Here is a 21,626-nt window from a genome sequence, read left to right as displayed (position 1 = left end):
TCGTCATACTCGAAAGATCACCCCGGAACGGTGCGGAGCGCGATTGCAACACCATCGGTCGCTGTGCGGATATGTATCGACCCATTGGCAAGGTCAACAGTCGCTGGCCTGGTCTTTCTGGGTCAACCTGGTTGCACTGAGAATACTGGTCTTCACGCTGCAGACGATGCTGGCTCCTCTGGAAGGCGAGGATTACCATCGGTGGCGGATACCTGTCCTGGTTGCCGTTGTCGCCTGTCATGTTGTCCTGCTTTGCTGGCAGATCGTCGGTGTCATACGCTCCGCGGATCGACACTTTTCGGAAAACGGCAACATGGCGCTGGTCTGGGGAGTTCAACTGAGCGCCACTCTGATGTTCATACTCAGCTCGGTGTATGTGCTGGGCGCTGTGCAAATGACCAATCGTGTCGAGGTGGCCAGCAGCACCCTTGATGCTTACAGTCTGCTGGTGCCGGAAAATTACACGATCTCCGTCTCGAGCTCCGGCAAACGTTTGTCGATAGACGGAGATATCCAGGCAGGAATGACACGTGCAGTCACGCGGCATCTGCGTGAGAATCCCCGGATCGAACAGGTCTGGCTGGACAGTGCCGGTGGAAATATCTTCGAGGCGCGCGGCCTGTATCGACTGTTCTCGATCCATCGGCTGGCCACGCATGTGGAAGGAAGCTGTACATCGGCGTGCACGACGGCCTATGTTGGGGGTATCGAGCGAACAGCAGGCCTTGAGGCTGCATTCGGATTCCACCAGTACCGGATGGATTCACCATACGCATCGCTGGTGACAACTGCCATTTCCGAACAAGGCCTTGATGAGCAGTTGTTTCTCGACGCCGGTGTGAGTCGAGAGTTCGTCTCGCGGATGTTCGATAGCCGGCCGGAGGAGATGTGGTGGCCTGCAGCCGAGCTGCTGCGCGAACACGGCGTCGTTCACGAGTTGCGGTAGTACGAACACTGGCAGCGAGCATCACTCCCGAACCTTGTTCGAGGTCCTGCAAAGAGACTTATCATTTCCCGCCGAGGCAGGTAAGATCGGCGCAGTGAGGAAACCGAGCAGGAATAATGACCGCTGATGCCTATGATCCGGCGCAGGATGGCGCCAGAATGTCGTTCCGGAACGACATGAGCTATGGCGACTATCTCGATATGGACAGTCTGGTTGCGGCGCAGAAGCCTCAATCATCCGCTCATGACGAAATGCTCTTCATCATCCAGCATCAGACGTCTGAACTCTGGATGCGCCTGATTCTGCACGAGCTGTCGGCAGCGAGGGTCAGCATTGCCAGGCATGAGCACAGTCAGGCGTTCAAGATGCTGACTCGAGTCGCTCGCATCTTCGAGCAATTGAACAATGCCTGGGATGTTCTGCGCACCATGACGCCAAGCGAATATACGCTGTTTCGTGATTCCCTCGGAAATTCCTCCGGTTTCCAGTCGCATCAGTATCGTCTGATCGAGTTCATGCTGGGCAACCGCAACCTGCAGATGATGAAGGTCCATGAACACCGGGAAGATCTGCACAGCAGACTGACTCTCGAGCTGGAACAGCCATCGTTGTATCATGTCGCACTGCGTACACTGGAGCAGGCGCTGGATACCACGTTCCCGTCAGAGTGCTTTCGCCTGCAGTCTCCGCATCAACATAGTGATGTCATCATGGAGGCATGGGCTCGTGTGTACCAGTCACCGGAAAAGCATTGGGCGCAGTATGAACTGGCTGAAAAGCTGGTGGATCTGGAAGACTATTTCCGTCGTTGGCGCTTCAATCATGTGACAACCGTCGAGCGCATCATCGGGTTCAAGCGAGGCACCGGCGGTACCAGCGGCGTGAAGTACTTGCGCCGCATGCTCGAAGTCGAACTCTTCCCGGAGCTTTGGAACGTGCGCGGCGCTTTGTAGCCCATGCAATCTGTCCGTCCCGGCAGGCGCATTGCCGTCGTACCGTACGTCTGTCGTTTCCCTGCAAGTCCTGTCGAAAACGTTTGCTCTCACCGCGCTCTTGTGCGGTGCGATATGGAGAGAATCCTCAGCCCATGACTATTGCATTACCCAGAAAAGACCTGTTCGATCTTCCCGAGGGCATCATCTATCTCGACGGCAATTCGCTGGGGCCGCTGCCTCGAGCGGTGATGGCGCATGTCTCGCAGGTTGTCACCGAGCAGTGGGGCGGTCAACTGATTCGTGGCTGGAACCAGTCTCGCTGGATGCAACAACCGGGTCGGGTGGGAGATGTCGTGGCCCGCTTGCTGGGAGCGCCATCGGGCAGTGTCATGATGGGGGATACCTTGTCCATCAAGGTGTTTCAGGCACTGGCAGCCTCACTGGCATTACGGCCGGAACGGCGTGTCATCCTCTCCGATAATGGCAATTTTCCCACGGATCTGTACATGGCCCAGGGATTGATCGATACGCTCGGGAGCGATCACGAGCTGCGAGTGGTCGAACCCGAGGCGGTCGAGGCAGCCATCGATGAGTCGGTGGCCGTCGTGATGCTGACCCAGGTGGATTATCGCTCGGGACGGATGCACGACATGGCGAACATCACCCGACTGACGCATCAGGCAGGCGCTGTCAGTTTGTGGGATCTGGCACACAGTGCGGGTGCCGTTCCGCTGGACCTGACAGCTACAGCCTGCGAATTCGCGGTGGGTTGCACCTACAAGTACCTGAACGGGGGCCCCGGGTCTCCGGCGTTCATCTATGTCAGGCCCGACATGATCGAGCATACTCGCCCGGCACTGGCTGGCTGGATGGGTCACGCCGCGCCATTTGCCTTCGATCGATCCTACCAGCCCGCCATGTCGATCGAGCGCATGCGTGTCGGTACACAACCTGTCATTCAGACCAGCGCTCTGGAAGCGGCCATGGGGGTCTGGGAGGGCGTGGATATGCAAGACATTCGACAGGCCAGTATCGAATTGTCAGAACGCTTCATCAGGGAGGTGGAGGCACGTTGCCCGGACCTGACACTGGTCAGTCCACGAAAGGCCAGCGAACGCGGTTCGCAGGTTTCGTTTGCCTGCGAGCACGGTTATGCCGTGATGCAGGCACTCATCGATGCCGGTGTCATCGGGGACTTTCGTGCGCCGAATATCATGCGTTTCGGTTTTACCCCACTGTATCTCGATGAAGAGGACGTGATCAAGGCTGCATCGATTCTGCAGGACATTCTGGATCACGAGCGCTGGAATGCACCGCAGTATCAAGTGGTGAATGCGGTGACCTGAACAGTCCCGATACCGGAGCATGCATGTGATCGTGAGCAGGCTCCGGTCCGGATCATGAAGTCAGTCGCTGATTGCCTGTCCGCAGATCATACCGGCGCATCAAGCGCCTTCTGTTCCTGTCCTTCGATGATGGGCTTGATGAAGATCTCCACGCGACGATTGAGTGCGCGATTCGCAGCCGTGTCGTTGGCAACCCGAGGTTCACTCTCGCCACGACCTTCGGTGCGAATACGGCGGATGTCGACACCTTCAGCGTTCAGATACATGGCTACCGATCTTGCACGCTCGTTCGACAAGCCAAGGTTGTAGGACTCCGTACCAACGCTGTCCGTATAGCCGATGACGTGCAACAGGGTGCGGTCGTATTTGGACAGCAGGTTTGCCAGTTTGTCCAGCGCAGGGTAGAACGCCGGCTTCAGCGCCGACCTGTCGAAGTCGAATGATGCTTCACTGCTGAGGCTCACTTTCAGGGTTTCGTCCTGCAGTCTCTGGATCTCGATCTGTTTGTTGCGACGTTCCTCTTCCAGCGCAGCTTCGAGTTCCATTTGCTGCTTGTCCTGATAGCTGCCGACCGAACCGCCCGCCACAGCACCGATTACCCCTCCGAGAATGGCGCCATTGTCATGGTCCAGTTGATGGCCAATGACAGCGCCGGCAAGGGCTCCGATAGCGGCCCCCTGCTTGGCGCGACGGTCCGGGTCATTGGTGGCACAGGAAGCCAGTATCGCCGTGGTGAGCAGGGTGGCTACCGGCAGCGTGACGAGGGACGAACTGATACGTGTTTTCATGATGAAGCCAGGAAGATGTGTGCAATTGAGGTGATCGTTTCAAACGGGGCAAGCCGGTCGTACGATCGGATTCATGAACCCTATTGTGGAGTGAGTGGCCAGGAATGCAATGGTTCCCCCGACTGCATGGGAATGCGCAAATGATGCAGTGCAATAGCAGGGGTGTGGCGTTGGCCAGTTCAGCCTGGTGAGCAGCCTCGAACACTCGAATCGACAGGGAAGGTACCACAGCTGGCATACCCGGCATTGCAACGCCAGAGTTTTCATCAATTCTGCAGCTGGAGAAATCGTCGGCTCGACTCTGTACGCGGGAACACTCTGGCGTTACAGTGAGTACACCAAGATCATGCCACCTGGAGAGTAGTGATGAGTGAAGACCATCTACGCAAGGAAGCTCTGGATTATCACCGACTGCCGGTCGCCGGCAAGGTTTCGCTGGCCCCGACGAAAGCCCTGACAACGCAGCATGATCTGTCACTGGCCTACTCACCGGGTGTGGCCTATGCCTGTACGGCCATTGAAGAAGATCCCTTGCAGGCTGCTCATCTGACTTCTCGCGCAAATTTGGTAGCAGTCATCACCAATGGCACGGCGGTACTGGGTCTGGGGAATATCGGGGCTCTGGCGAGCAAGCCCGTCATGGAAGGCAAGGGGTGTCTGTTCAAGAAATTTGCAGGAATCGATGTGTTCGATATCGAGGTTGCGGAAACCGACCCTGACCGCTTCATTGAAGTCGTGGCTGCTCTGGAGCCGACATTCGGTGGAATCAACCTCGAGGACATCAAGGCGCCAGACTGTTTTCGCATCGAAAAAGCCTTGCGTGAGCGCATGAACATCCCGGTCTTTCATGACGATCAGCATGGTACGGCCATCGTGACGGCTGCGGCCGTGACCAACGCCTTGCAGTTCGTGGACAAACGGATCGACAGTGTTCGCCTGGTGGCTTCCGGGGCGGGAGCGGCGTCGTTGGCCTGTCTCGATCTGCTGGTCAGTCTGGGATTGAAACGCGAGAATGTGGTGCTGTGTGATTCTCGAGGTGTGGTTTACGCCGGGCGCGACAATGTCGATGAAAGCAAGGAGAGATACCAGCAGGATACAAGCCTGCGCTCATTGTCCGATGCGGTAGCCGGGGCCGATATCTTCCTCGGTCTGTCCAAGGGCGGCGCCCTGACGGCAGACATGCTGAAGGAGATGGCTGACCAGCCCATCGTATTGGCGATGGCAAACCCGGAACCCGAAATACGGCCTGAGCTGGCCAAACAGGTCAGACCCGATTGTCTGATCGGTACCGGACGCTCCGACTATCCCAACCAGGTGAACAACTCTCTTTGCTTTCCCTTCATCTTTCGGGGCGCCCTGGATGTCGGGGCTACCGAGATCAACGAAGAGATGAAGGTGGCGGCTGTCAAGGCGCTGGCCGCCATCGCCCATGCCGAGACCTCGGAAATCGTGGCTCAGGCCTATGGCGAGCCGACGCCGCCGTTCGGTCCGGAGTACCTGATTCCGCGTGCCTTCGATCCGCGACTGATCACCGAGATTTCACCGGCAGTGGCACAGGCCGCCATGGAAACGGGGGTGGCCTCCCAGCCGATGTCGGACATGAAGGCCTACCGTGAACAGCTCCATCAGTTTGTCTATGAATCCAGCTCGCCGATGCAGCCTGTCTTTCTGGCCGCGAAAAACAATCCGAAACGCGTGATCTACGCCGAGGGAGAGGATGAGCGTGTCTTGCGCGCAGCGCAGGTCGCTGTCGATGAAGGACTGGCTTACCCGGTACTGATAGGTCGTACCGATGTCATTGAATCCAGAATTCAGAGACTCGGACTGCGACTCAAGGTTGACACCAACTACGAGTGTGTCAACGTACTGGATGACCCTCGCTACCGGGAGGTCTGGAGCGAATACTACGAGTTGTGCAAGCGTCAGGGCGTCACACGCGAAAGAGCAAAGGAAGAAACTCGAACTCGCACGACACTGATCGGCTGCATGCTGCTGCATCGTGGGGACGCTGACGCCCTGTTGTGTGGAATCACTGGCCACTACCCGGAGCATCTGGATTATGTCAGCAAGATCATAGGCAGGAAGGAGGGCGTCAACACACTCGCAGAGTTGCAGATGGTGCTGCTGGCTGAAAGACAGCTTTTCATCTGCGACACCCAGGTCAATGATCATCCGACTGCCGAGCAACTGGCTGAAATCACCGTGCTGGCAGCTGAGGAAGTCAGCCGGTTCGGAATCACTCCCAGTATTGCGCTGCTCTCCAGATCAAGCTTCGGCAGCTCCTCGTTTGCTTCGGCACAGAAGGTGCGCGATGCCGTGGAACTGATCAGACAGCGTCGCCCGGATCTCGAAATCGAAGGGGAAATGCGCGCTGACCAGGCCTTGTCAGCGGCCATCAGAGAAAGGGATTTTCCCGATGCCAGACTGAGCAGCAATGCCAATGTTCTGGTCATGCCCAATGTGGATGCGGCGAATATCACCTATAACGCCTTGCGGGTCGTCAGCAGTGGCGTCACGATGGGCGGTATTCTGCTCGGCGCAGCCCGATCCGTGCATATCATGTCTTCGTCCTCCACGGTAAGACGTATCGTCAACATGACAGCCCTGGCTTCCGTCGACGCATCCGCTCACGAGTAGGCCATTTGCCAGCGCCGGGTTGCTGCTATGGCGGCCCGGCGCTTGTCATGTGATGTCAACGGAAAGTGTCAGGATGCGTTGATTGCTGTAACGACCCGTTTCCCGGGTTCTGTCGCAGGAGTATCAAGTCATGCCTGATCTTTCCATGTTCATCCCGACCTCTGACTCATCCGAATGGCTTCGTCTGGGGCTGCTCTACCTCCATCTGCTGTCTTGCGCCCTTGCTCTGGCACTGGTATTGAATGCGGATTGGCGCATCCTGAGGGGAAATTACACGGTGGAGGGGCTGCGACAGACCGCGCACGGTACCACCGTGCTCCTGATTCTGCTATGGATTACCGGCGGCTTGCTGATTCATCACGATACCGGCTTCGATCTCGGCGTGATGGCCACACTATCGAAACTGCAACTCAAGCTGGTTGTGGTGGTAGCACTCACACTCAATGGTGTGCTGCTGCATTACGTATCGTTCCCGCTGATGATCCTGCAGCGGAGATTGACGGGGCTGGAGGCTGTGGTATTGGCTACCAGTGGCATCATCAGCAGCAGTCATTGGCTGCTGGCAGCTTTCATCGGCATAGCCCGGCCATTGGGGCAATGGCCAAGAGACACCCTTCTGTCCATCTATGTCTGCGCTCTGTGCGCAATGATCGTGCTGGGTGTCCTCTCTGCCCCTGTGCTTCGACATCTGCTGGCAAGACGTTTGAGCGGAATCTCAGATACGCTGCAAGAGCGTCACCGGAACAATGCAAGAGTGGATGCAGGCAGTGATGAATTCCATCCGCGTGCGCCCATCAGGGCTGAACAGATGATCCGTGGCGCCGTCGTCAGAGTCTCTGATGAGCACTCGGTCTTCCGTCTGCGTTCTCGCTGAATCGGGCGGCTCATCGTCTGTACTGCATACGGCGTCCACACGTCTCATCGAGGCTATTCCTTGTCGGATGCCATGTGCAGCACTTGCTGTGGAAACGGGATCTCGACGCCATGATCGGCCAGCTTGCGGTTGATGGCGGAGTTCAGGTCATGAGTGACCGGCAATCGGTACGCCGGGGTGGCAACGAAGGCGCGAATTTCGAAGATCAGTGAGCTGGCCCCGTGGTTGACGAAAAACACCGTAGGCTCCGGAGAGTCCAGCACGTGCTCGGTGCTCTCCACACAATCGATCAACAATTGGCGAACCTGTTTGATGTCCGAACCGTAAGCGACGCCGATGGTCAGCATGATGCGAGTCACGGAATCATGCAGCGTCCAGTTGGTCACATCCTCGGTAATGATCGACTTGTTGGGCAGCACGACTTCGCGGTTGTCGAAATCGGTGAGTGTGGTCGCTCGAATCTGGATGTTGCTGACGGTACCACTGATGCCACCTATCGTGACCGTGTCTCCGACCCGAACAGGTCGTTCAAACAGGATGATGAGCCCTGAAATGAAATTGGCAACGATTTCCTGCAGACCAAAACCGAGGCCGACACCCAATGCGGCGACAATCCATTGAAGCCTGGACCAGTCGACGCCCAACTGTGCTATGGCAATCAGCAAGGTGGTTCCCAGCAATACATAGCTGGCGATGGCATTGACAGCGTAGCGCGTGCCGGTATCCAGTTTCAGTCTTTCGAACAGCAACAGCTCCAGCACACTGCGCAGATTGCGAGCACCGACAAAACCGACCAGCAGGAGGGTGCCTGCAAACAGCAGTTTGCCCAGCGTGACAGGCGCTGTCACCGCGCTGCCATCGGCGGTGGTTGCGGCCTGCCACAGGACAATGTCATTGAAGTTGTCCAGCACCGGGAACATGGGTTTCCACACGGCCCAGACGCCAAGCAGGAACAGGACGATACCTGCCAGTCTGAGCAGCTGCTGCGCTTCATTGGCCGTGTGTTTGTAGTCATCGTCCCAGGCGAAGGATAGATCCGGCGTGGCATCGCCACTGACGGGCGTTGTTTCCTGGGCGTTTCGTTCCGCTTCCAGCGCCGAGCGTTTCGCACGTGCCTTGCGCAATGACATGCGGCGGTGTGCCACCATGAATTCACGGAACAGTGTATCCACGATGATGAGTACCGCCATCAACAACAGGGCGCTGAGGCACAAACGGCTCTGAATGGCGGCCGCCGTATCGAAGTAGCCAATCAATGGCAGTAGACCGATGAAAGCCGGCAATACGATCAGAGTCCAGATGCCCAGACGAGTAAAGGGTGATTTCATCGAAGGGGCATCCCTGTCGAAGGCAACTCCCCGATGCGGGTGAAACAGGACGTACAGCAACAGACTCAGTCCCAGAGAAATCAATACAAACGCATTGATACCCAGTGCATAGCGTAAATCCGATCTGCCACTGGTGATTGCAAAGGTATAGGCAGCGGCGGACAGGGCAAACGGCCAGACGAACCAGTTCAGATGGCGGTTCAGTCGCTGGACGGCGTGATCATTCCATGAAAAGTGCGCGCGGAACACGCCGTTTTCGCGACACAGGCTCTTGAAAAACAACAGTGTGACGAGCGACAGACTGGTCAGGAGCAGAGATGCCGCGATGGCGGGAATGATCGAGCCTGCAAACACGAAGACATCTCTGGCAACGGAGTAGGCGCAGTACAGCAGTAGCGGCAGCGGTAGTGCCAACATCAGGCTGTACAGAAAGGCCATGGGGGTTACCCAATAATCGTCTTCACCGACATTGCCGACCTGACCGGCTCGGCGACGCAGCAGCGTCTTCAGGTGAGGCCGCATGACCAACAAGCCAAGCAGACACAAGGCCAATGGAATCAAGGTGATGATCTTCAACTGCAGAGCTTCCTTGAAGGCAGTGTCCAGGCCTCGCCAGGTTTCGGCAGCGAGCAGCCATTGCACTGCGCCATAGCCATAACTGATCCATGGCAGACCGATTGCGTCGTTGGTTCGTAACCAGAGAACATTGCCATCGAGTGTGGTTCTCACTTGAGAGGCTCGTATCAGCGCCTCGCTCAAGGCGGCTTCCAGCGTGACCATGCGATCGGAAACCCGGTTCGCGACATTCAGCAGTGCAACCTGCTGAGCGAGGGAATCTTCAGTCAGGGACAGATCAGTCGGATAGACAATGGTGCCGCCAAGTTGATCGCGGGTCTGGAAATTGTTCAGTTCGGCTTCCCACAGTATCTGATTGACCTGCAGTTTCTGCAGCTGGTTGCGCAAGGCCTTGCGTTGCGACTCCATTGCTTCTTCATCGGGGAGCTGCTCGCGCAATTGGCGTACGGTCACGGCCAGCGCATCGTTGACCGAACCCGTGTTGGTCACGCGCATCAGAATCAGTCTGATCTGATAGATGTCGAGTATGGATTGGGACACCGAGGATGTCTGCTGCAGCAGAGGAAGCTCCTTCTCGAGCAATGACAGGCGAGCCCTGAGCAACTGCATGACATCACGACTTCCCGTTTCACGACCGCTTGTCTCATCGGTATGTGCTGCGATCTCGTCTCGAAGCCGTGAGACTCGGGCGTCATTCAGTGCGCTCCAGAGTCTGTCCTGTTCGTCGAGTTCGGCATCCAGCTGCATCTGCAACAGCCGGCTATTGAGCGAGGCCAGAGTCTGACGGGGTGCCAGTGTCGAGAGTTCGACCTGCTGCAAATTGATCGATTCAAGGGCGACATGTGATTGCACGCGTGACAGGAATGCCCGGGTTCTCTCTACCAGCGCTGTGGTTTTCGAGTTGACGTTCTGTTGCCAATCAGCTGTTGCATCGCTGGACAGGGAACTGCTGGCATCAATCTGTGCGGCGGCCATCGCCATTTGCCGGGTTATGGCAGCGGCACGTTCACTCAGATGTGCCTCTGTCTCCCGAGACTCGTACAATTCCTGACTCGACTCTCTGACGCTGGCTTCCTGTTCTGCAGCGGCGGCGGCAAGTTCGGCTTCGCCGCCGGGCAGTGATTCCCGTGGCTGGCCGGTTTCGAGCAGCGCCTGAATCCGGGACTGCAGATCGTTGACCTTGGCATCGTAGTCGGCGACCTGTTGAAGGTAGCCGTCGATGTCACTCCGTCGTTGCTGCAGACCTGTCAGTTGGCGACGAGCCAGTTTCAGTTCGTTGACAAGTTGTCCAGAGTCCTGCTCCGACAGGTCTGCCGTGTTGGCAATGGCGTCTTCGAGCTCGTTCAGTTCCTGCTCGTCGGGCGGCGGTGTGGCGGCCTTTACCGAACCCAGGGCAAACATCATGCTCAGTATCAGTACCAGAAGGCGCCGTGATCCGGTTACCACCATGTGTCGTCAATGCGTTCGGTTGGTCGGGAAGTCTCCATGGCATTCGTACCCTGAGGGAGGGCTTGGATGGTCAATCGAGATGCTCAGGCCTTTCAAGGGTACCCTGTATCCCCAGACTTTCAAAGTTCCTGTCGGTCGACGATGTCGGTATGGCGTATCCGTCAGGCTGCAGAGCTGGCCTGACGGCGGGTGTGAGCACGCAGCCAGACCAGCGCACCGCCGGCAAGCAACAGAAAGGGGATCATGGCTATGTTGACTGCGCTCCAGCCATGTACCGGGGTGCCGCCCGAGCAGTTCATCAGGCCTCCGGAGGCCAGGCTGGCCACGGTGACACAGCCGAACACCATCATGTCATTGAGGCCCTGGGCCTTGCCGCGCTCATGTGTGCCATGGGCGCTGGCCAGCAGGGTCGTGGCACCGATGAAGCCGAAATTCCAACCGACTCCCAGAAGTACCAGAGCAATATAGAAATTTCCCAGCTGGACACCGATCAGGGCCACCACACCTGCCATTGCCAGGATGAGCAGGCCGGCCGATATGATTCGCGTTACACCGTATTTCACGATCAGATGGCCGGTGAAGAACGAGGGTATGAACATGGCCAGAACATGAGCCGATACGATGTCATTGGCATTGTCGCTGGTAAACCCGCAGCCGATGACTGCCAGCGGTGTGGAGGTCATGACCAGATTCATCAGAGAGTAGGACACCATGGCACAGATGATGGCAACCAGCACCGTAGGATTGCGTAACAACTCGGTTCTCGAGCGTGCCGCAGGGACAGCCCTGGCAGTCCTGGCAGATGTTTCATCGCCGTTGGGCAGGTCCAGCAGCAGAAACAGAAGCATACCGACCAGGTTGATCGCAATGATGGTCAGATAGGTTCCCATGAACGGATTGGGCAGAAAGATGCCGCCGAATACCGGCAGGACCGTGACGTCGAAAACCAGCTTGTTGAGCTGGGGGCCGAAGATGGCCGACAGTAGCCCTCCAGCCATGACGTAGGAAATTGCCTTGGGACGAAACGTTTCGGATGCTGTGTCGGCCGCTGCAAATCGATAGAAGCCCTGCGCAGACATGTAGATCCCGGTGAAGTAGGATCCGAGCAGCAACAGCGGAAACGACGACACATACAAGCCGTAGGCGGCAATGGCAGCTCCGACCGCGCCACCAGTGGCACCCACGCAGAATCCGAAGCGACGTCCCTTGCGTTGCATCAGTGGAGACAGCCAGGGGGCGGTTGTCATCGAACCGAAGACGATCAGGGAAATGGGGAGCGTGGCAAAGCAGACATTGTCGGCCAGCATGCCACCAGCCAGACCACCCACCACGAAGATCATGGGCATCTGGGCTCCCAGAATCGCCTGGGCAGCCACCAGCACAAAGATGTTGCGGCGTGTGCGGGAATCGTTGAAATCGGACATCAGTCGTCGTCGAAAAGGCAGGAGTTCGAGTCCGAGGCAACACAGAGGTCACCGGACCTGATCGGGAAAGCGGTTGGACCGCCCATTCTACAGATCATCCGGGCCGGCTGAACAGGTATTGATCCCGGTCAACACGGGTCTGTTCATCAAGTGATACAAATATCCGCGAATCGGGAAGTTCATCCCGATCCGGATCAAATGGAGACGAGAGCATGGCGATGAGCGATAACCCGGGGGTGCTGGAACAACCGAAAGTCACTGTGTCGGCGGATGATTCCGGCAACGGCAACGGCAACGGCAACGGCAACGGCAATGGCAATGGCAATGGCAATGGCAATGGCAACGATGCTGGTGCTGGTGCTGGCGGCAACGACGGCAAGCATGCCACTTCGAGAAGCCGACGCAATTCGGGCAAGAACTCGGAGCGCGTGATGGCGGACAAGAGCGACCAGGTTATCGATGCGCTGGGTGAAAGTTACTCGCCTCTGGGCAGTGCGGCACTTGCAGAGTCTCTGGGTCCCCTGAGCAAGCTGGAGCGATCCGAATACGAGTCGGAAAAGGCCACGCTGCAGGCCGAACTTCTGAAAGTACAACACTGGGCACAGGAGACAGGTCAGAAGTTCGTACTGCTGTTCGAAGGTCGCGATGCCGCTGGCAAGGGAGGTACCATCAAACGCTACATGGAGCATCTGAACCCCAGAAGTGCCAGGGTCGTCGCGCTGAACAAGCCAACTGACCAGGAGCGGGGTCAGTGGTACTTTCAACGATACATCGAGCATTTGCCGACAGAAGGTGAAATCGTGCTCTACGATCGGTCCTGGTATAACCGCGCAGGGGTGGAGCGCGTCATGGGTTTCTGCAAACCGAACGAGTATCTGGAGTTCATGCGGCAGACGCCGGAGCTTGAACGCATGATGGTGCGCTCGGGTATCAAACTCTACAAGTACTGGTTTTCAGTCAGTCGTGAAGAGCAGGCTCGTCGCTTCAAGAGTCGGGAGACAGATCCGTTGAAGCAGTGGAAGCTCAGCCCGATCGACAAGGCCAGCCTGTCCAAGTGGGATGACTACACCGAAGCCAAGGAGGCGATGTTCTTCTACACGGACACCGCTGATGCGCCCTGGACCATCATTCGTTCGATCGACAAGAAGCGTGCCCGTATCAACTGCATCCAGCATTTTCTCGGTACGCTGGATTATCCGGGCAAGGATCATGAGGTGGTGAAAGGCCCTGACCCACGTGTGGTGGGTGTACCCTCGAGCCGCATCAGCAACAGCTCGCATATTCTGGGCAAGTCTCTGCATCCGGACTCCCGCATCAACAGTGATGACACCCGGGACACTACCCGTGAGCACGACCTGTGAAACTGCGCCGTCTGCTGTGTCATCTGCTGGCTGTGCTGCATAAATGACATAGCGGTGCTGCATTATGAGCAGCATCGACGTGGTGAACTCTGCCTTATTGTCTGTACAAGCGCTATCCCGTTGACCCGAACCGGCACCCATGCCCTGATTCTGGCCTGATGAAACGGTTCGGGCTGACGGCTGGCAGACACTCAGCGGCACACGGACACTCGCGGCGACATGGCAACCACTACAAAACCAGATCACGGGCTCATTTACACACTGGATGACAAGCCACCGTTCAAATCCGCCTTGTTGGCGGCGTTTCAGCACATCCTGGCATCGATAGTCGGGGTTGTAACCCCGTCGATCATCATCGGCGGCGTTCTCGAACTGGGAGCCTACACCCCATATCTGATTGCCATGGGCTTGTTCGTCTCGGGAGTCTCCACCTTCATACAGTGCAAGACCGTAGGGCCGATCGGTTCCGGCCTGCTGAGTCTGCAAGGGACCAGTTTTGCGTTTCTGGGGGCACTGCTGGCTGCCGGTTTTTCGGTCAAGGGGCAGGGGGGAACGCCTGAAGACATCCTTGCAATGCTGTTCGGGCTGTGCCTGGCAGGCTGTCTTGTCGAGATCGTTCTCAGCCAGTTCATACACAAGCTGGATCGCATCATCACGCCCACAGTCACCGGCATTGTCATCACGGTGATCGGACTGAGTCTGATCAAGGTGGGTTTCACTGACTTTGCAGGTGGTCAACAGGCTGGTGATGCGTTGGGCTCGCCGGTCAATCTCTTGCTTGGCAGTCTGGTCGTTGCATCCATTCTGACGCTTACCTTTCGCGGGAGCCTCATGCTGCGAATCTCCGCCATCATGATCGGCCTGTTGATCGGCGTGGTGGCTGCTGCCGTCCTGGGGCAAGTCGATTTTTCCAACCTCGGAAATTCACCCTTTTTTGCCTTGCCGGTACCTGTCAGGTTCGGGCTGGATTTTGACCCGTTCCTGTTCATACCCGTTGCATTCATCTATCTGGTTACCGCCATCGAAACCAGTGGAGATCTGACCGCCAACTCTGTCATTTCCGGCGAGCCGATCAAGGGCGAGTTGTACATGAAACGAATCAAGGGAGGGATTCTCGGCGATGGCGTGAATTCCGGTATCGCTGCACTGTTCAACACCTTCCCCAACACCACGTTTTCGCAGAACAACGGAGTCATCCAGATGACCGGTGTGGCCAGTCGCCACGTTGGTCTGTATGTGGCCGGTCTGCTGGTACTGATGGGCTTTTTCCCGATTTTCGGATCGTTGTTTCTGCTGGTACCCAAACCGGTGCTCGGTGGTGCGACGGTCATTCTGTTTGGCACCATAGCGGTGGCCGGTATCAGAATCCTGGCTACTCAGGAAATCGACAAGCGCAAGGTCTACATCATGGCCATCTCATTCGGCCTGGGGCTGGGGGTCACACTGGTACCTGACTCCACTCAGCATATGCCTGATTTTCTGAAGCAGGTAGTCGCAACACCCATTACATTGGCAGGCATGTCTGCCATTGTCCTGTCGCTGCTGTTGCCTGAAGAAGCGGATGCAACCGCCATGGCGTCGGTTAAGGCGGATCCATCTTCGAGCCAGTCCGCCGTGACCCGTGTGGAGAGCAATGATGCAGGGAGCGCGACATCCGCCGACGTGAAGGAAGTGTCCGGAACGGTGCCTGCATGAAGGGGCCGTGACGCTGCGGATTCGGATACTGCGAGTCATCAGGCACGATGTTGCCGATTACCTTGATGGCTGTCCAGATGGTAACCACGATTGTGCTGATCGGGCCTGCGTAGAACTGTGATCCAAGTCTCAACAGAGATATCAGTGTGATAATCTGATATCTCAGTTGAGTGCGGTCGCTTCAGGTCACGCCTGGTCTGTAGAGACGGTATTTGCTGACAAGGGCGCCTTACCAGGGCGCATTTCAACCTGAGAGGAATAGCAAATGAATCCAGTCTTTACTTCAAGGACCGTCGCATTGACCGTGTTTGCCGCGACGTCGGCCGGCATGACTGGCCTGGCGTACGGTGAAGCGGGTGGGGTTCCGGCGGACAAATTCGATCTGAGCCATTGGAACATCACTCTGCCACTCGATGCCGATGGCGATGAAAAGATCGACTCGGTGTCAGTGGCCGATATACAGCAATATTCACATCCGGACTTCTTCTATCTGAATGAGGACGGAGAGATGGTCTTCACGGCGGCCAACAAGGCCATGACCACTCCCAACTCTTCAAACACCCGCAGTGAACTCCGACAGATGCTGCGCGGTACGAATACGGATATCGGTACGCACACGCCGGGCAACAACTTCGCGCTCCAGGCAAACCCTGAGGGCCAGATCTTCGGAGGCAAGCTCAATGCCACGCTCAAGGTCAATCATGTTGCGACCCGGGCAGGTCATCCGGAGAAGTATCCCGCCTATTCCATGGTTGTCGGTCAGATCCATGCTGACAAGAACGAGGAGCAGATGGCCGAGGGCAGGGGGTTCGGGTATGGCAATGAGCCGCTCAAGATCTACTTCAAGAAGTGGCCGGAACACGACAATGGCTCGGTATTCTGGAACTATGAACGGAACCTGGAAAAGGACGATCCGAACCGCACGGATATCTCCTACGTGGTCTGGGGCAATGGTTGGGACAATCCGGCAGATCCGGGTGATGAGGGTATTGCTCTGGGCGAGGAGTTCAGCTACGAAGTGAATGTGCAAGGCAATGTGATGTCATTGAGATTCGAATCTCCCGGGCGCGAAACCCGCGAGTTTCAGATCAATCTGGCGGACAACGTCGACCCTGATGGCAATGTGGACGAGAAAGACAACCCAATGGGCTATGCCGAGGATTTCTTGTACTTCAAGGCAGGTGCATACAATCAGTGCAGTACCCGGGATGCTGAAGGCATCTGGTACGCAGCTTGCCCCGGCACCGGAGAGTGGGCCATTGACAAGGCCAATGGGGATTATGCAAGCGCATCGTTCTCCAGGCTGGTGCTGAGCGAACCGACGCAGGAATAGGCGGCTTGTCTGCTCTCGATCTGTTCACCGGGAAGACGATGACAAGCTGCCGTTGATCCGCGCATGGCATCGCAATCGATATGCTTGCGTTGCCATGCACCGAAAGCCCAAGTCCTGTTCCCGGGCTGCGGGTAATAAGTCAAATCATGCACTGGATTTGCAGGGGCTTGTGCTTTAGGCTGAATCGTCGATGTTGAGGTTTGCCCGATTTGGACACTATCTGCGAGGAAACGATCTGTGTCTTGCTGGCCGGGGGTCAGGGTACGCGTTTGTATCCCTTGACCTCCGATCGAGCAAAGCCCAGCGTGCCATTCGGTGGCAAGTACCGCATCATCGATTTCACTCTCAGCAATTGCCTGCATTCCAACATCCGACGTGTCCTGGTGCTGACACAATACAAGTCGCACTCCCTGCAGAAACACCTGCGCGATGCCTGGTCCATCTATAGTCCGGAGCTGGGGGAGTACATCACGGCGGTCCCCCCGCAAATGCGCACCGGTGAATCCTGGTACAGCGGCACGGCAGACGCCATTTTCCAGAATCTGTATCTGCTGGAACGCAGTGGCGCCAAGCGGGTGTTGATTCTCTCCGGGGACCATGTCTACCGGATGGATTATGCTGCCATGTTGCAGCAACATATCGAACAGAAAGCGGATCTGTCGGTTGCCTGCATGCGAGTACCGATTGCCGAGGCGTCCTCGTTCGGCATCATGACAGTGGACAAGAGCGACCGTGTGATCGACTTCATCGAAAAACCGACGCAGGCTGCGCCTTTGCCGGATGACGATCAGCATGCTCTGGCGTCGATGGGCATCTACGTCTTCGATATCGACGTGTTGCGTGCTCAACTGGATGCGGATCATGCCGCGAGGGATTCATCACATGATTTTGGCCATGATCTGTTGCCGGGATTGATTGCCACTCACCGCGTTGCCGGTTATCAGTTCGGTGGCCAGGGCGGCAGGGTCAGCCCTGATCGCTATTGGCGGGATGTGGGAACGCTGGACTCATATTTCGAAGCCAACATGGATCTGCTGTCGAGCGTGCCACCCCTGGACCTCTACCAGGATTCCTGGCCGATCAGAACCTATCAGGGGCAACATCCACCAGCGCGAGTCACTTCCAGCGAAACCGGCAACATCGGGTCCATCCGCAATTGCATGCTGGGCAACGGCTCGGTAGTCAATGGGGGAACCGTGATCGATTCCATTCTGTCTGCTCGTGTCCATGTCGACGAGGCAGCCCATGTCGAATCCAGCATCCTGTTCGATGGTGTACAGGTTGGCGCAGGTGCCATCCTGCGACGCTGCATAGTCGACAAGGACGTCAGGATTCCGGCCGGCACCCGAATCGGCTGCGACCCGACAACCGATGCTCGACGATTTCATGTGTCGAGCAAAGGTGTGGTGGCGGTGCCCAAGGATGCCTTCGTGACTGCATGACAGGTGTTCCATTGCCACTGCAGCGGCACGCCAGGACCGATGCAGGCAAAGCCGTACGAATCACCTGACACCCGTGACGAATCAACTGACAAACGGGTCTGTACGGATGATGGGTCAGCTATCGACCTTCACGATCTCCGCGCCATCCAGCCCGGTTGCCTTGGCAAGCTGTTTCAACCGACTCTGAACCGCATCACTGTCCGGAATGCTGCGATCATCCAGAATTTCCAGGCGCACGGCATCGGCGTCGATTCTGATTCTGGCGTGACGCAGTATCTCGGGTACGCTGGCCGAAAACCGGTGCCCCAGCAACAGTGTTCGACCCAGAATCTCGGCACGTCGCAGTTCACTGACACTGAGCAGGTCACTGACCGCATTTTTCACCATGTCATCCACCTTGCCACCATAGCGCGCAAGGATGGCCACCGAGATGAACGCACGTTCCGGATGGGACAGGCCGATGAAGGGGAACTGCAACAGCCGCAGAAAGCTGTCAGTTGCGCGGATTTTCTCGTGCTCTCGCCACGCAATGTCGGTCAATGCGCAGACTGCCAGTCTCAGGCGTTTATCGGATTGAGTCTCGCCTGGAAACAGATTGTCCGTCCATTCACCCAGCGCCTCGCTGAAGGCAGGAACGCGGGCAACCGGTATGCCGATGGCCATGGCGCCCTCGATCAGCGGATCACGATACTGCTCCTGTTGGTCCAGTTGCTGGTACAGCCAGCCCTCCCGCAGGCCGTAGGCTGAAAATGCCACTCGATCCGGCGCCAGTTTGCGCAGCACTCTGGACATGACCAGGGCGGATGCCGGCAGTGTATTGATGCGTCTGCCTGGCGCATCCGGTAGTTCCGCAACCTGCTCGGGGGTCATCTTGGCGATTCTGTTGGCCAGAGAGCGGACTTCGCTGGCCGGTAACTCGTAACCGTGCACCACACTGATCGGACGATTGTTCATGGCGATGTGGATACGGGCCAGTGCACGCCAGCCGCCACCAACAGCGTAGAAGACCGGATTGGTCAGCATGGGGGGCAGGCTCTCGGACAGGATGTCATCCACCCATTTCTTGGCGCTGCCGTAGCCTTCCTGCATCCTGGCGGTCACCGGCAGGGCGCCCAGTGGCATGCTGGTCATCCGCTCGCCGATGCTGTCGCTGAGTACTTCTGCAACTTCCAGACTGCCTCCGCCGATATCGCCCATCATTCCCTTGGGCTGGAAGAAGCCGGAAATGACGCCGTGTGCCGAGTAGAAGGCCTCTTCTTCGCCTGACAGAATGCGTGTCTGCAAACCGGTTCTCTTGCGGATCGCATCGATCAGTTCATTGCCATTCTTCGCCCGTCGCGTGGCTTCGGTGGCAAGCACATCGATACGTTCAACCTTCATCGCCCTGGCGATGGAGCTCAACCGCTCGATGGCATGAAGCGCTCGCGATATGGTGTCGTCGGTGAACCTGCCATCGGCGTCCAGTCCCGATCCCAGTGCCACCATGGATTTTTCGTTGAAGCGCGGGAAGGGGGCTCGGCTGAGGTCATCGTAGACCACCAGCCGAATCGAGTTCGAGCCGATGTCGATCACCCCATAGTGGGTCTGTTGTCGTTCAACGACCCGGTTGGTGTCCATCGACATCTCTCTCGGGTCTGTCTGTGTGCCATCGGATAGACCGGTTGTCATGTTCGACGTCCCCGGTGAGAATTGGCTTTGATCACTGTCACATTCATTTCCCTGTCTGACATTTTCCTGATCCGAAGCTTAGCAACTATTGCTGGTTCAATCGCCTGTCTCAGGCAGAGCCGTGACACAAAGATCAGGTAGCATGCAGCTTGTTGCAGATTTCAAGGGGCGGGTGATGTTCAGGGCAATGAGCCTGCTCGCCGTACAAGCTCAGCGCAACAGACGAACCTTGAATCGACGCCCCTTGATCCTGCCGCCATTCAAGACCTCAAGTGCAAGGCTTCCCTGATCGCGATCCACTGCCACATACGCTTTTCTGTCCTGCACCGTGATCTTCCCGATCTGCTCCTTGTTCAGGGATTCCCCGGCAGTCAAGGCGCCGACAATATCACCCGGTCGAATCTTGTCTTTCCTGCCGGCGTTGATATGCAGGGTTACCGTTGCCGGCAAGGCTGGCCTTGACCGTCGAGCCTCCGATCGTGGCCATTGTTCGACAGGAAATCGCCTTTCCAGACGCTGCTCGATGGCCTCGAGGCGGTATTGTTCGTTCGGCAAGACAAAGCTGATGGCAAGGCCGCCATGGCCAGCTCGGCCGGTTCGTCCGATGCGGTGCACATGGGTATCCGGGTCCAGAGCCATGTCGTGATTGATCACGGCTGCCAGCGTGTCGATGTCCAGTCCTCGCGCGGCCACATCCGTGGCCACCAGGATCGAAGTGCTGCCATTGGCAAACAGAAGTATCGATTCGTCGCGAGCCTGCTGATCGAGATCACCATGCAGTGCCTTGGCCCAATACCCCTGATCAAGCAGTGCCTGGGTGAGGCTCTGACAGTGCTGTTTCCGATTGCAGAAGACGATGCAGGAGTCGGGTTGGTTACTCTGCAGCACAGCCAGCAGTGCGGCGCTCTTGTCGTTTTCCTCCACAGCGTAGAACACCTGTCGGATCGGTTCCTCCTGTTGCAGCGATTCAACGCGTATTTCAACCGGATCCACTTGAACGGCCTCACTGATCTGTCTGATCTGATCGGGATAGGTGGCCGAAAACAGCAGGGTCTGTCGGCGCCTGTCTGTCCTGTCGAGGATGCGAATGATGTCATCGTGAAAACCCATGTCCAGCATTCGATCAGCCTCATCGAGCACCAGAGTGCGTACACCATCGAGCAGCAGACTGCCTTTTTCCAGATGTTTGAGGACCCTGCCCGGGGTGCCGACAATGACGTGTGCGTCCCGCCTGAGAGAATTGAGTTGAGCCTGCATCGGTTTGCCACCACACAGGGTCAATACACGAGTATTGGGTAGCGCGCTGGCCAGTCGACGAATGTCGGCAGCGACCTGATCGGCAAGCTCGCGCGTCGGGCACAGGACCAGAGCCTGGGTTCTGTAGGTCTGAATCTCCAGCTTGTCGAGCAGGCCCAATGCGAAGGCCGCCGTCTTGCCGCTACCGGTTCTTGCCTGCGCCAGGACATCCCGCTTGTCAAGGATGGCGGGGAGGGCCTGCATCTGGATTGCCGACATGGCGCTGTATTCCAGCGATTCGACAGAGGCAAGCAGTTCCGGGCGCAGGGGCAGAGTGTTGAACGGAGTATCGAGGGGGGATGTCACGAAGTGTCGGGGCTCTCGGGTGGAGGAGTTGCCGTGGAAGGCTTGACGGGCAAGGGTGACTTCGCAGGCGCTGTCATGAGCGATGATGGCCCTTCTTATTGGCGGGCTTGTCGGTGGCAAGTGACCGGGTCTGCGTGCCTGCCAGGTCTATTGGTGTCGTGGATGAATGGAATCGGTGATGATTGCTGACACTATGTCCTCAAACAAGTGTAATGGCGTCAC

Annotated in this window: 14 protein-coding genes; 9 read left to right on the top strand and 5 right to left on the bottom strand. The window is 57.3% G+C overall.

Annotation, left to right across the window (positions count from 1 at the left end; all coding sequences use genetic code 11):
* Window positions 1-43: 43 nt before the first annotated feature.
* The 3 genes from ACUNV4_RS21670 to kynU all read left to right on the top strand — a co-directional run bounded on the left by ACUNV4_RS21670 (window position 44) and on the right by kynU (window position 3,227).
* Complete coding sequence (locus tag ACUNV4_RS21670; protein ID WP_430880712.1) at window positions 44-946, top strand: COG3904 family protein; 903 nt, start codon at window positions 44-46, stop codon at window positions 944-946.
* A gap of 116 nt (window positions 947-1,062) precedes the next feature.
* The gene (locus ACUNV4_RS21665) at window positions 1,063-1,899 is read left to right on the top strand and encodes a tryptophan 2,3-dioxygenase (RefSeq protein ID WP_430880711.1); all 837 of its coding nucleotides are present in this window, start codon (window positions 1,063-1,065) and stop codon (window positions 1,897-1,899) included.
* A gap of 134 nt (window positions 1,900-2,033) precedes the next feature.
* Window positions 2,034-3,227: a kynureninase gene (kynU, locus tag ACUNV4_RS21660; protein ID WP_430880710.1), complete on the top strand. Its 1,194-nt coding sequence runs from the start codon at window positions 2,034-2,036 to the stop codon at window positions 3,225-3,227.
* Window positions 3,228-3,313: 86 nt separating this feature from the next.
* Here the strand turns inward: kynU and ACUNV4_RS21655 are convergent, their stop codons facing one another.
* A complete protein-coding gene (locus ACUNV4_RS21655; protein WP_430880709.1) occupies window positions 3,314-4,015 on the bottom strand; it encodes an OmpA family protein in 702 nt (233 codons plus the stop codon).
* 366 nt (window positions 4,016-4,381) lie between these two features.
* Between ACUNV4_RS21655 and ACUNV4_RS21650 the strand changes: the two genes are divergently transcribed.
* Window positions 4,382-6,652 carry an NADP-dependent malic enzyme gene (locus ACUNV4_RS21650; protein WP_430880708.1) on the top strand — a complete coding sequence of 757 codons (2,271 nt, stop codon included), beginning with the start codon at window positions 4,382-4,384 and terminating at the stop codon, window positions 6,650-6,652.
* A 130-nt stretch (window positions 6,653-6,782) separates the two neighbouring features.
* The gene (locus ACUNV4_RS21645; protein ID WP_430880707.1) at window positions 6,783-7,526 is read left to right on the top strand and encodes a hypothetical protein; all 744 of its coding nucleotides are present in this window, start codon (window positions 6,783-6,785) and stop codon (window positions 7,524-7,526) included.
* A gap of 53 nt (window positions 7,527-7,579) precedes the next feature.
* Here ACUNV4_RS21645 and ACUNV4_RS21640 read toward each other — a convergent pair whose 3' ends face one another.
* Both ACUNV4_RS21640 and ACUNV4_RS21635 read right to left on the bottom strand, forming a co-directional pair.
* Entirely contained in the window at window positions 7,580-10,879 is a 3,300-nt protein-coding gene (locus ACUNV4_RS21640) for a mechanosensitive ion channel domain-containing protein (RefSeq protein ID WP_430880706.1), read from the bottom strand.
* Window positions 10,880-11,040: 161 nt separating this feature from the next.
* Window positions 11,041-12,303: an MFS transporter gene (locus ACUNV4_RS21635; protein ID WP_430880705.1), complete on the bottom strand. Its 1,263-nt coding sequence runs from the start codon at window positions 12,301-12,303 to the stop codon at window positions 11,041-11,043.
* A gap of 212 nt (window positions 12,304-12,515) precedes the next feature.
* On the opposite strand from ACUNV4_RS21635, the gene ppk2 reads away from it, so the two are divergent.
* The 4 genes from ppk2 to glgC all read left to right on the top strand — a co-directional run bounded on the left by ppk2 (window position 12,516) and on the right by glgC (window position 18,134).
* A complete protein-coding gene (gene ppk2, locus ACUNV4_RS21630; RefSeq protein ID WP_430880704.1) occupies window positions 12,516-13,664 on the top strand; it encodes a polyphosphate kinase 2 in 1,149 nt (382 codons plus the stop codon).
* A gap of 219 nt (window positions 13,665-13,883) precedes the next feature.
* On the top strand, window positions 13,884-15,359 hold the full coding sequence (locus ACUNV4_RS21625; RefSeq protein ID WP_430880703.1) for a uracil-xanthine permease family protein: 1,476 nt from the start codon (window positions 13,884-13,886) through the stop codon (window positions 15,357-15,359).
* 265 nt (window positions 15,360-15,624) lie between these two features.
* The gene (locus ACUNV4_RS21620) at window positions 15,625-16,692 is read left to right on the top strand and encodes a polysaccharide lyase family 7 protein (RefSeq protein WP_430880702.1); all 1,068 of its coding nucleotides are present in this window, start codon (window positions 15,625-15,627) and stop codon (window positions 16,690-16,692) included.
* Between the two features lie 209 nt (window positions 16,693-16,901).
* Window positions 16,902-18,134: a glucose-1-phosphate adenylyltransferase gene (glgC, locus tag ACUNV4_RS21615; protein WP_430880701.1), complete on the top strand. Its 1,233-nt coding sequence runs from the start codon at window positions 16,902-16,904 to the stop codon at window positions 18,132-18,134.
* Between the two features lie 114 nt (window positions 18,135-18,248).
* Here the strand turns inward: glgC and ACUNV4_RS21610 are convergent, their stop codons facing one another.
* Window positions 18,249-19,802: a Ppx/GppA phosphatase family protein gene (locus ACUNV4_RS21610; RefSeq protein ID WP_430880700.1), complete on the bottom strand. Its 1,554-nt coding sequence runs from the start codon at window positions 19,800-19,802 to the stop codon at window positions 18,249-18,251.
* Window positions 19,803-20,012: 210 nt separating this feature from the next.
* Complete coding sequence (gene dbpA, locus ACUNV4_RS21605; RefSeq protein WP_430880699.1) at window positions 20,013-21,404, bottom strand: ATP-dependent RNA helicase DbpA; 1,392 nt, start codon at window positions 21,402-21,404, stop codon at window positions 20,013-20,015.
* Between the last annotated feature and the right edge of the window lie 222 nt (window positions 21,405-21,626).

Source organism: Granulosicoccus sp. 3-233, from assembly GCF_052681095.1.
The sequence above is the reverse complement of the archived record's forward strand: the minus strand, read 5'-3'. Positions and strand labels throughout refer to the sequence as shown.